The organism is Nosocomiicoccus massiliensis (assembly GCF_000438455.1).
Taxonomy (GTDB): domain Bacteria; phylum Bacillota; class Bacilli; order Staphylococcales; family Salinicoccaceae; genus Nosocomiicoccus; species Nosocomiicoccus massiliensis.
In genome coordinates, this window is the sequence record NZ_CAVG010000118.1 from 25,413 (window position 1) to 37,492 (window position 12,080).

At 38.2% G+C, this 12,080-nt stretch carries 10 protein-coding genes and 1 pseudogene; all 11 read right to left on the reverse strand.

Features of this window, described 5'->3' with window-relative positions; genetic code table 11:
* Positions 1-47: 47 nt before the first annotated feature.
* Positions 48-929 carry a translation elongation factor Ts gene (gene tsf, locus TJ68_RS05410; RefSeq protein ID WP_040929144.1) on the reverse strand — a complete coding sequence of 294 codons (882 nt, stop codon included), beginning with the start codon at positions 927-929 and terminating at the stop codon, positions 48-50.
* An 82-nt stretch (positions 930-1,011) separates the two neighbouring features.
* The gene (gene rpsB, locus TJ68_RS05415) at positions 1,012-1,779 is read right to left on the reverse strand and encodes a 30S ribosomal protein S2 (RefSeq protein WP_040929145.1); all 768 of its coding nucleotides are present in this window, start codon (positions 1,777-1,779) and stop codon (positions 1,012-1,014) included.
* A 140-nt stretch (positions 1,780-1,919) separates the two neighbouring features.
* Entirely contained in the window at positions 1,920-2,690 is a 771-nt protein-coding gene (gene codY / locus TJ68_RS05420; RefSeq protein WP_040929146.1) for a GTP-sensing pleiotropic transcriptional regulator CodY, read from the reverse strand.
* 18 nt (positions 2,691-2,708) lie between these two features.
* Positions 2,709-4,072, reverse strand: a pseudogene (gene hslU / locus TJ68_RS05425) (ATP-dependent protease ATPase subunit HslU).
* Positions 4,073-4,080: 8 nt separating this feature from the next.
* A complete protein-coding gene (gene hslV / locus TJ68_RS05430; protein WP_040929147.1) occupies positions 4,081-4,626 on the reverse strand; it encodes an ATP-dependent protease subunit HslV in 546 nt (181 codons plus the stop codon).
* A gap of 5 nt (positions 4,627-4,631) precedes the next feature.
* Positions 4,632-5,513, reverse strand: a complete 882-nt coding sequence (gene xerA / locus TJ68_RS05435) for a site-specific tyrosine recombinase/integron integrase (protein WP_040929148.1) — start codon at positions 5,511-5,513, stop codon at positions 4,632-4,634.
* Between the two features lie 152 nt (positions 5,514-5,665).
* Positions 5,666-7,732 (reverse strand): type I DNA topoisomerase, encoded by a 2,067-nt coding sequence (gene topA, locus TJ68_RS05440; RefSeq protein ID WP_040929149.1) that lies wholly within the window; start codon positions 7,730-7,732, stop codon positions 5,666-5,668.
* An 84-nt stretch (positions 7,733-7,816) separates the two neighbouring features.
* A complete protein-coding gene (dprA, locus tag TJ68_RS05445; RefSeq protein ID WP_052327342.1) occupies positions 7,817-8,611 on the reverse strand; it encodes a DNA-processing protein DprA in 795 nt (264 codons plus the stop codon).
* Between the two features lie 87 nt (positions 8,612-8,698).
* Positions 8,699-9,604, reverse strand: a complete 906-nt coding sequence (sucD, locus tag TJ68_RS05450) for a succinate--CoA ligase subunit alpha (RefSeq protein WP_040929151.1) — start codon at positions 9,602-9,604, stop codon at positions 8,699-8,701.
* Positions 9,605-9,622: 18 nt separating this feature from the next.
* On the reverse strand, positions 9,623-10,792 hold the full coding sequence (gene sucC, locus TJ68_RS05455) for an ADP-forming succinate--CoA ligase subunit beta (RefSeq protein ID WP_040929152.1): 1,170 nt from the start codon (positions 10,790-10,792) through the stop codon (positions 9,623-9,625).
* A 98-nt stretch (positions 10,793-10,890) separates the two neighbouring features.
* Positions 10,891-12,060 (reverse strand): DUF418 domain-containing protein, encoded by a 1,170-nt coding sequence (locus tag TJ68_RS05460; RefSeq protein ID WP_040929153.1) that lies wholly within the window; start codon positions 12,058-12,060, stop codon positions 10,891-10,893.
* Positions 12,061-12,080 lie beyond the last annotated feature (20 nt).

The following is a 12,080-nucleotide window of genomic DNA, read 5'->3' on the forward strand; positions in this document are numbered from 1 at the left end:
TGTTATATATATTGATATAGAAAAAAGACACCGAAGTGTCTTTTTAATTACTGACCCATTTGGCCTTTAACTTCTGCAGCAAAGTCTTCATTACGTTTTTCTAAACCTTCACCTAGTCCGAAACGAACGAAAGTAACGAGTTCAGCGTTGTTTTCTTTTAAGAATTGATCGACAGTTTTGTCGCTATCTTTAACGAATGGTTGTGGACCGATGACGATTTCTTCTAAGAATTTACGCATTCTTCCTTCAACCATTTTATCAACGATGTTTTCTGGTTTACCTTCTTCAAGCGCTTGGTTACGTAATACTTCACGCTCTTTATCTAACTCTTCTTGTGGTACTTCATCTTGTTTTGCATATTGAGGATTTAATGCAGCAGCGTGCATTGAAACATCTTTAGCGATTGCTTCGTCTGTTGAACCTTCAATTACAGATAACACACCGATCGTACCACCCATGTGGATGTACTCACCGAATGCACCATTTTCTGGCTTAGTTAAAACTTCAAAACGACGGATGTTCATGTTTTCACCAATTGTAGCAATTGCTGATTTCATAACTTCCTCAACTGATTGACCATCTAATTCAGAAGCGTTTAACTCTTCTAGATTCGCTGGTTTTGTTTTAACGATATGCTCAGCAATTTTCTTAACTAAGCTTTGGAACTGTTCGTTACGTGCAACGAAGTCAGTTTCAGCGTTAATTTCAACGATTGCTGCATCGTTACCGTCTACTGCGATTTCAATTAAACCTTCAGTAGCGATACGGTCTGCTTTTTTACCAGCAGAAGCAATACCTTTTTCACGTAGGTATTGGATTGCTTCTTCGATGTTACCATCAGTTTCTTGTAACGCTTTTTTACAATCCATCATACCTGCGCCAGTTTTTTCACGTAATTCTTTAACTAATTGAGCTGTAATTTTAGCCATTATTGTTCCTCCATATTCTTTAAAATCAATTTATGTTTTAAAAAAGGTGATAAATAACAAGTACTTATCACCAAATTGTTTATTATTCTTCAGTTTCTGATGCTTCTTCAGCTGACTCTTCTTCTGTTAAGTCGATGTTTTGCTCAGCTGCAACATCTTCGTTAGATACACCTTGTTGACCTTCTAATACAGCGTCAGCCATTTTAGATGTCATTAAGCGTACCGCACGAATCGCATCGTCGTTAGAAGGGATAACGTAGTCCACTTCGTCTGGGTCACAGTTAGTGTCAACCATTGCAACGACTGGGATACCTAAGATTTTAGCTTCGTTAATCGCGATAGATTCTTTACGTGGATCTACGACGAATAATGCTTTAGGCATATCTGTCATTTCACGAATTCCACCTAAGAATTTGATTAAACGATCATATTCTTTGTTGATTTCCGCAACTTCTTTTTTAGGAAGTACTTCGAATAATCCGTCTTCTTCCATTTTTTCGATTTCAGAAATTCTATCGATACGACCTTTGATTGTATCGAAGTTTGTTAAGATACCACCTAACCATCTGTGGTTTACGTAAAGTTGACCTGCACGCTCTGCTTCTTCTTTGATCGCATCTTGAGCTTGCTTTTTCGTACCGACGAATAATACTTTACCGCCGTCACGTGACACTTCTTTAATGAAGTTGTACGCATCGTCAACCATCTTAACTGTTTGTTGTAAATCGATAATGTAGATACCGTTACGCTCCGTGAAGATGTATTTTTTCATCTTCGGGTTCCAACGGCGTGTTTGGTGTCCAAAATGTACACCAGCTTCAAGTAATTGTTTCATACTAATTACTGCCATGAATATTTTCCTCCTTGGTTTTTACCTCCGCTCTAGCGCTAGCTAACAACCTTTACGGCACCAGTTAGCTCCTTGCTAAAACGTGTGTAATTGGCTTTATAGCCGTTTATTATAATAGCACAGTTTTGTTAGGGCTTCAACTAAAACATATCTTTTTCTAGTTCTTTTAAGAATCCTGGCTTTTTAATGCGAATAAACGTCCCTTTCATACCGAGTGAACGAGATTCTATAACGCCTGCACTTTCTAATTTTCTTAACGCGTTTACGATAACTGAACGTGTAATTCCGACTCTATCCGCAACTTTTGACGCGACGAGTAAACCTTCTAACGCATCGAGTTCTTCAAAAATGTGTTCGATTGCTTCACGTTCAGAGTATGATAATGAACGGATTGCCATTGCGATGCTCGCTTTGTCGCGTGCTTCTTTTTCAACTTCTTTTTGACGCTCGTTCATCATTTCCATACCTACAACAGTACTTGCGTACTCACATAAGACGAGATCTTCTTCGGTAAATTTTTCTTCTTTTTTACCGACGATGAGCGTTCCAAGACGATCTCCACCACCGAAAATTGGAATGACGCACGTCTCTGAGTTACTATATTCTGCAACTTCTTCTGGGAAAATCGTTAACTTATTACTAAAGTCGATATTCTCTTCTGTTTCACGTAGTCGCATAATACGGTTCATATAATACTCAGGGAACTCACGATTTTCTAAAAATTCGTGCATACGACTGTTTTCATCGAAACTTTCGTGATACGTACCATAACCGAGTAGCTTCGCATCACTTGCGACGATGAACGTGTTACAGTCTAATATTCTACTAAGTTTTTCTGCTAACGCTTCGTGTTTTACGTTTTCTTGAATGAGCTTATTAATTTCTCTCGCTCTTTCTAATAATGTTGGCATATAGAATAGCCCTCCGTTTTATAAAATAAATTGACTTAAGTTTTTACTACTCTTAATTGTGTCTAGCTTATCATTTACGTACTTCTCTGTAATTTCAACATGTGCACCGTGCATATTATCCGCTTCAAACAGTAACTCTTCAAGGAGAGTTTCCATAATTGTATGAAGTCGTCTTGCACCGATATCATCCGTCGTAGAGTTTACGTCGTACGCAATATTTGCGAGTGCTTCGATCGCTTCATCGGTATAACTGACCGTTACACCTTCGGTTTCTAGCAGTGCTTCATATTGCTTTAATAATGAATGTTTTGGTTCAGTTAAAATACGTTTAAAGTCTTCTGCTTTTAGCTTATCGAGTTCTACACGAATTGGGAAACGCCCTTGTAACTCTGGTATTAAATCACTCGGTTTTGCAACGTGGAACGCTCCAGCACCGATAAATAAAATATGTTCCGTATTCACCGGTCCGTATTTTGTTTCAACAACGCTTCCTTCAACGATTGGTAAAATGTCACGTTGTACCCCTTCGCGAGATACTCCTGCTTGACTATTTGACCCCATCGCAATTTTATCCATTTCATCGATAAAGATAATCCCTAAAGTTTCCGCGAGTTCAATCGCTCGGTCATGGACGAGGTCCGTATCGATCAGTCCTTCAGACTCTTCTCTAATTAAATACTCGCGTGCGTGTTTTACTGGTAATCGTTTTTTACGTTTTTCTTCGGCATCATATTTTGTAACATATCGCCCATGCCATTGTCCATACCTGGCATCATCATAGACATTTGTTTTTCTTCAACTTCGATTTCAACGACACGCTCTTCTAAACGTCCGTCTTCTAAATCTTGACGGATGTTACGACGTTTTTCACGTACAGTGTCGTCCACTTCTTCTACTGGTTCTTCTGTTTTACCCATATTTTGAAGCATTTCAAACGGATTGTTAAACGTCGGCTCTTTAAAGCGTCCTGGTGCGAGTAGTTTTATTAAACGTTCGTTCGCTAATTTCGTCGCCTCTTCACGAACGCCTTTAAATAATTCTTCTTTGACCATTTTAACGCTCGTCTCGACTAAGTCTCTCACCATCGACTCGACGTCACGACCGACATATCCAACTTCTGTATACTTTGTCGCTTCAACTTTTGTAAAAGGTGCACCGGTAATTTTAGCCATACGTCTTGCGACTTCTGTTTTACCAACACCTGTTGGTCCGATCATTAATATGTTTTTCGGAATGACTTCATGTTTTAAGTCATCACTTAATTTCATACGGCGATATCTATTTCTCATCGCTATCGCAACTTTACGTTTTGCTTCATATTGTCCGACGATATTCTCGTCAAGTTTTGACACAATTTCTCTTGGAGATAAACTAACCAATATATATCCTCCTATTCAGCATCTATCGTTTCAACGATAATATTATCATTAGTAAAGACACAAATATCTGCAGCGATTTTTAACGCGTCACGCGCAATCGTCTCAGCATCTAAATCATCTCCGTGTAACTTCATCGCGCGTCCTGCTGCGAGTGCGAAGTTTCCACCAGATCCAATCGATAAAATACCATCGTCTGGCTCGATGACTTCACCTGTACCTGAAACGATTAACATCGTATCTTTATTCATAACGATTAACATCGCTTCAAGTTGGCGGAGCATCTTATCTGTACGCCACTCTTTCGCAAGTTCTACTGCTGCACGTTCAAGTTGACCGTTATATTCATATAGTCTTGCTTCAAACTTTTCATATAAAGTAAATGCATCAGCGACACTACCTGCAAATCCAGCGACGACTTTTCCTTCATATAAACGTCTCACTTTTCTCGCGGTATGTTTCATGACGACTTGGTTACCTAAAGTAACTTGTCCGTCACCAGCCATTGCCATTTTACCTTTATGTTTAACTGCAAATATCGTCGTTCCTTTAATTGCCACTTTTTTCACCTCTTATTATTTTGTGGATGTGCGCTTAAATACGCTTGTCTTAGCTGCTCTTTAGAAACGTGCGTATACCTTTGAGTCGTCGATAACGACTCATGACCAAGTAATTCTTGTACTGCACGTATGTCTGCACCGTTATTTAACATATGCGTTGCGAATGTATGTCGTAACGTATGCGGATGAAGCGATGCTTTAACTGCACTTTCTTTCATCACTTTATTGATGATATAGCGTAATCCACGGTCAGTTAATTTCGTCAAATTATAATTTAACCAAAAAGCACCAGTCTCTTCCATGTCTTTAGAAAACGTCTCTATATATTCAAGTAACGCTTCTTTTACGGATTCATTAAACGGTACGATACGTTCTTTACTGCCTTTACCGAGTACTTTTAATAACCGGTTGTCAAAGTCGATATCAGAAACTTCGATATTTAACAGTTCTGCACTACGTATTCCTGTGCCGTATAACAACTCGAGTAGCGCACGATCTCTCGTGTACATCTTTTTGTTTTTATCGAGCGACTGAAACAGAGCATCGATTTGGTTTTCATACAAGAAATCCGGTAACATAGAGTCTCGCTTTGGAAACGACACTTGACTCACCGGATTGTTTTCTACGATATATCGTTCGTTTAAATAATTATAAAAACTACGAATCGCAGAAATTTTACGGCTAATCGTCGTCTTTTTGTAATCTTTATCGTATATAAACGTTAAATAATTTCTAGCATCTCTCGACTCAAACGTCGTTACCGTTAAATGTTCCGCGGTTAAAAATGATTCAAACTCACGTAAATCGAGATGATAACTTTCAATCGTTTTTGGAGAATACTGCTTTTGATACTTTAATACGTCTAAAAAGTCGTGTACATAGTCCATCCACAGTCCTCCTCACTGTTATAAAAAAATTCCCATTGAATAGTTTAATATATTTGACAAACAATTGCACACAATTACTATTTTTCTGAAATATCTTTTTTCTTATGAAACACCATAAAAAATCTAGGCTAACATAGTAGCCTAGATTATTTTTAGTTTGCATCTTCTTCATAATCACAGTTCGAACATTTTACTTTGACAGTTTTACCTTTACGTTGCTCGACTAAGTACTGATCACATTTCGGACAGTCTCTACCGACTGGCTTATCCCATGATACGAAGTCACAGTCTGGATATCTTTCACATCCGTAAAAGATACGACCTTTTTTAGATTTACGTTCAACGATTTCGCCTTCTTTACACGTCGGACATTTTACACCAATCTTTTTAACGATTGGTTTTGTATTACGGCAATCTGGGAAGTTTGAACATGCCATAAATTTACCGTAACGTCCCATTTTGTATACCATTGGCGAGCCACATTTTTCACAGTCTATGCCTGCCGGTTCGTCTTTAATTTCGATTTCTTCCATTTCTGATTCAGCTTTTTCAACTTGTGGTCTAAATCCTTTGTAGAAGTCATCGATTACTTTTACCCACTCAGTATTGCCGTCTGCGATTTCATCGAGTTGCTTTTCCATATCTTTCGTAAAATCAACGTCGATAATATCTGGGAAGTAATCGGATACTTGTTCAGAAACGATTTCTCCAAGTTCAGTTGGAACAAAGCGACGCTGGTCAAGACGTACGTAGTTACGTTTTTGAATCGTCTCAATCGTCGGTGCGTACGTAGATGGTCGGCCAATGCCTGACTCTTCTAAAGTTTTCACAAGACGTGCTTCAGTATAACGTGGTGGTGGTTGAGTAAAGTGCTGATTTGAATCGATCTTTTCAGCAGTGACCGTTTCACCTTCAGAAATTTCAGGGATGATATTTTCTTTCGCATCTACTTTTTCGTCTGTACCTTCTTCGTATACTTGTAAGAATCCTTTAAATTTAATTGTAGAACCGTTACTTCTAAAGATGACACCGTTATTGTTTAAGTCCACTCGCACTGTATCGAGCACAGCTGGTGCCATTAAACTAGCGACGAAACGGTCCCATATTAATTTATATAAACGGTACTGATCACGTGATAAGAAAGCTTTCATTTCTTGAGGTGTACGTAATGTAGACGTTGGACGCACCGCTTCGTGCGCATCTTGTCCTTCAGATTTTTTATCTTTACGTTTACCTAAAAACTCTTTACCGTACGTGTTTTCAATATATCCATATGCCTCAGACTTCGCTTCGTTAGATACGCGCGTAGAGTCTGTTCTCATATACGTAATTAAACCAATCGTCCCTTGTCCTTTTACGTCGATACCTTCATACAGTTGTTGAGCGAGCATCATCGTTTTACGTGCACGGAAATTTAATTTACGCGCCGCTTCTTGTTGTAATGTGGAAGTCGTAAATGGATACGCAGGGTATCTCAGCTTTTCTTTTTTCTCGACAGAGTCGACGTTAAAGTCGTCTCCTTTAATTTGTTTTAAAACGTCTTTAACGACAGATTCATTTGGTAACTCTGTCTTTTTAGCGTCCGACGCTAACTTATAAAACTTACCTGTAAATTTCGAACGCTTGTATTTAAAATGACCTTCAATTGACCAATATTCTTCTGGTTTAAAGTTACGGATTTCATTTTCTCTGTCGATAATCAGTTTTAACGCAACTGATTGTACACGACCTGCAGATAATCCTTTTTTAACTTTCTTCCATAATACTGGTGAAATGTTATAACCAACGAGTCTATCTAATATACGACGTGCTTGCTGCGCGTCGACGAGTTGTTGGTCCATTTCTCTCGGTTCTTTAAAACTGTTTTTTACTGCATCTTTTGTAATTTCGTTAAATACGACGCGGTAATATTCTTTATCATCACCGAGAGCGTGTGCTAAATGCCACGCGATCGCTTCACCCTCACGGTCAGGGTCCGATGCTAAATAAATTCGTTTTGCTTTTTTTGCTTCTTTTTTAAGTTCTTGAAGTAAAGGTCCTTTACCTCTAATCGTTATATATTTTGGTTGGTAGTTGTTTTCGACGTCAATACCAATTTGACTACGGGGCAAATCTCTAAGGTGACCCATCGAAGCGACGACTTTATATCGTTTACCAAGATATTTACCAATCGTCTTCGCTTTTGCTGGGGACTCTACAATGACTAAATTATCTGCCACTTTTAATTGCCTCCCTCACGTTTTATGATTCAATGAACAATATTACACACTAACTTTTAAATTTGTCAACGGTTCTAAATTCATTTACTGTAATTCACTTAATATATCATCTGCTTTTGTGACGAATATCGCACCTTCTTTTAACCGTTCATTTACCCCAACACTCAGTGGTGATGTAATATTTCCTGGTATACAAAAGACGTGCCGATTTTCATCCATCGCCATCTCTAACGTAATTAAACTACCGCTTTTTTCTTCGGCTTCAGTGACTAATACACCTTCACTTAAACCAGCGATAATTCTATTTCTTGCGACGAATTGATGTTTATTTATCGGTGTACCTGGTGGATACTCGCTAATTGTACAACTATATTTTTCAATTCGATGTCTCGTTTTTAGTGTCGACTTCGGATAATGGATATCGTGACCAAATGCGAGTACACCAATCGTTTTTATATTCTCTTCAAGTGCAATGTGATGCGCGATATCATCTGCACCATATGCAAGTCCTGACACGACTGTAAACTCTTTTAACGCTGGAATAATTCTAAGTAACGCTTGACGCGTATACACTCCAGCTTTACGACTACCGACGATACCGATCTTACGACTATTTAAAGCCGATAAAGAGCCTTTTACATATAATACGTACGGCGGGTCGTAAATTTCTTTTAACAATGATGGATAAAACTTTGAACTTTCCGTAATAAACGTCACACCGTTCTCACACAATGTACGGTGGATGTCTTCTAACGAAATTTCTCTCGCGAGCTGTAACTTCTTAATTGTAGATTCTTTTAATACTTCACCATTTCGGATCTTCTGAAACTCTTTTCTTGTAACTTTTGCAAAGCTTAATTGTAAAATGTGAAGTTTCATAACTGTATTATAATCGATAGTTTTTAAAATTGGTATAAAAACCAAAAAACGCAGAGATAATTATCTCTGCGTCACAACTTCAATCTATTATTTAATTGTTAGACATTGCTCGTAAAGGCCTTCTTTTTTAATACGCTCGATTAATGTCTCACCGATGACTGACGGAGTATCTGCTGTGTCGATACCTGCGTCGTTCATCGCTTTAATTTTACCTTCTGCTGTACCTTGACCACCAGAGATGATCGCACCAGCGTGACCCATACGTTTTCCTGGAGGCGCTGTTTGACCACCGATGAATCCAACAACTGGTTTTGTCATATTTTCTTTCACCCAAGCTGCTGCTTCTTCTTCAGCTGTACCACCGATTTCACCGATCATTACAACTGCGAGTGTTTCATCGTCTTCGTTAAATGCTTTTAATACGTCGATGAAGTCTGTTCCGTTTACTGGGTCTCCACCGATACCTACTGCTGTCGTTTGACCGATTCCAGCTTCAGTTAATTGGTGAACCGCTTCGTACGTTAACGTACCAGAACGTGATACGACTCCAACGTGACCTTTTTTGTGGATATATCCTGGCATAATACCGATTTTAGTTTCATCAGCAGTGATGATACCTGGACAGTTTGGTCCAACAAGACGTGTTTCTTTGTCTTCTAGGTAGTCTACGACTTTAACCATGTCTAATACTGGAATATGCTCTGTAATACAGATAACAAGTTCTAAACCTGCATCTGCTGCTTCCATGATTGAATCTGCTGCGAATGGAGCTGGAACGTAAACAACTGATACTGTCGCGCCAGTTTCTTTCTTCGCTTCTTCTACTGTATTGAATACAGGTACACCTTCTACTACTTGTCCACCTTTACCTGGTGTTACACCACCGACAATTTTCGTGCCGTAGTCTAACATTTGTTTCGTATGGAATAATGCAGTAGATCCAGTAATACCTTGTACGATTACTTTTGTATCTTTATCTACAAATACTGCCACAATTAATTTCCCCTTATCTTATTTATTTTCTTCAACGAGTGCGATAATTTTTTGTGCACCTTCAGCCATTGTGCTTGCTGGTGTAATTGCTAAACCAGAGTCTTTAAGAATCTCTTTACCTTCTTTAACGTTTGTACCTTCTAAACGTACGACTAATGGAATTTCAAGTCCGACGTTTTTAACTGCTTGTACAACACCTTTAGCAATGACGTCACATAACATGATTCCACCGAAGATGTTTACAAAGATACCTTCTACGTTGTCATCACTTAAGATGAGTTCGAATGCTTTTGTAACTTTCTCTTCAGTCGCACCGCCACCTACGTCTAAGAAGTTCGCTGGGCTTCCACCGAAGTGGTTAATTGTGTCCATCGTTGCCATCGCAAGTCCAGCACCGTTAACCATACAACCGATGTTACCATCTAGTGCAATATAAGATAAGTCGTATTTAGACGCTTCAACTTCTTTTGGATCTTCTTCGTCGAAGTCACGCATTTCCATTACTTCTTTTTGACGGTATAATGCGTTATCGTCAAAGTTGATTTTCGCATCTAACGCCATAACTTCACCGTCACCTGTTGTTACAAGTGGGTTAATTTCGACGATTGATGCATCTTTTTCTACAAATACATCATAGAGTCCAAGTAATAATTTTGCCGCTTTGTTAATTAATTCAGTTGGAATATTGATGTTAAACGCAAGTCTTCTTGCTTGGAATGGTAATAAACCAACTGCTGGGTCGATCACTTCTGTGAAGATCTTTTCAGGTGTTTTAGCTGCAACCTCTTCGATTTCAGTTCCACCTTCTTCAGAACCCATTAACACGACACGGTTTGTCGCACGGTCTACAACAAAGCTGATGTAGTATTCATCTTTAATGTCGCAACCTTCTTCAATTAATAAACGGTTAACAACTGTACCGTCTGGTCCGTTTTGTACCGTTACTAATGTAGAACCGAGTAAACTTTCAGCGTATTCTTTAACTTCATCTAAAGATTTCGCAATCTTTACGCCTCCAGCTTTCCCACGTCCACCTGCGTGAATTTGCGCTTTCACTACGTAGACGTCAGAGTCTAATGTTTTTGCTACTTCTACCGCTTCTTCAGGCGTACGCGCAACGTCACCGTTCGGTACTTTTACACCTTTAGAGCGGAAAATTTGTTTTCCTTGATACTCATGAATATTCATGGTCTGCCTCCTAAGCGTTATAATAATAAGCTTTCATAACTATTATATAAATTCATTACACTATTGTAAACTTAACACGCTTCTAAAAAGTGTAATTTTTAAATATGTGCGTTTTTCCCGCGTTTTAAATGTGGTTTAAATGAGAAATACGTCCAAATTCTAAGTATATATTCGAGTGGTCCGTATTTAAACTTCTTCATATAGTAATGACTACATATAATTTGTACGATAAAGAAGAGAATTGCTAACGTAAACGACAGCGTAAAATTCCCGTCTCCAAATCGTCCGAGTCCACTACCGTAATATATAAACGAGTGGAACACCGATTGTAAAATATAGTTCGTTAACGATAATTTACCGACGGCAGCAAGACTATCCATAAATAAGTTTTCTTTATATAAATAATAAAATAGTGCGATATACCCGTAACTTAAAGCGAAATCACCAAATAAAATATAATCTTGAAATATACCAAACTCTGCAAGTACATTTATTAGTAAACCGATCGGTACGAGTAATACTAACCATTTCTTCCAAGCACCACCGGTTACAAACACCTTTAGTTTCGCAGCGAGCATCCCACTTATGAAAATTGGTATATAAAATATAATCCCAAATAGAAGCATGTATAAAAAGGCCATATCATCAATTGGCATAAATGGATGATCACTAAAGTCCGATGCAAATATATTTCTTTCTGATAACGTTCCAGTACTATATACTTCTTTTTCTTGGATGAGATACTCAATCTTTTCATCCGTCAATGGTCCACCAAACGATTGCTTAATCATATGTAACGATTCGACATCCATTTTCGTAAACATATAAATGAGTAATATGACTGACAAGACCATTGTCACTACCATCGTTTTCACACTACGCTTTGGTAACCAAAATATTAATAATGTAATGAGACCGTATAAAAATAAAATATCGCCCTCAAAGAAAAATGCTCCGTGTAATAAGCCAAGTACAATTAAGCCAATACCTCTTCTAAGTAATGCACGCTTAACACCTAAATCTTTCTTCGTAAAACTCTCTGACATCATATACATTCCAAAACCAAATAAAAAGGCAAAGATTGGCATCGTACTGCCTTCAAAGAAAATTCGAATGATATGAATCAAAAACTCTCCGAATTTAGACACATTATAAACCTCTGGATATTGATTACCGAACATGCCGTAGTGAAAAATCAGCAAGTTGGCAAGTAATATCCCGAGTAAACTAAATCCTCTTAAACTGTCTATTACTTTAATTCTTTTCAAATAAACACTCCTTGTTGTTC

What these genes read in the sequence shown, in the direction of transcription:
- dprA (WP_052327342.1), bottom strand. Translation starts at nt 8,611, where the DNA reads ATGAAACTTCACATTTTACAATTAAGCTTTGCAAAAGTTACAAGAAAA.
- sucC (WP_040929152.1), bottom strand. Translation starts at nt 10,792, where the DNA reads ATGAATATTCATGAGTATCAAGGAAAACAAATTTTCCGCTCTAAAGGT.
- xerA (WP_040929148.1), bottom strand. Translation starts at nt 5,513, where the DNA reads ATGGACTATGTACACGACTTTTTAGACGTATTAAAGTATCAAAAGCAG.
- codY (WP_040929146.1), bottom strand. Translation starts at nt 2,690, where the DNA reads ATGCCAACATTATTAGAAAGAGCGAGAGAAATTAATAAGCTCATTCAA.
- rpsB (WP_040929145.1), bottom strand. Translation starts at nt 1,779, where the DNA reads ATGGCAGTAATTAGTATGAAACAATTACTTGAAGCTGGTGTACATTTT.
- tsf (WP_040929144.1), bottom strand. Translation starts at nt 929, where the DNA reads ATGGCTAAAATTACAGCTCAATTAGTTAAAGAATTACGTGAAAAAACT.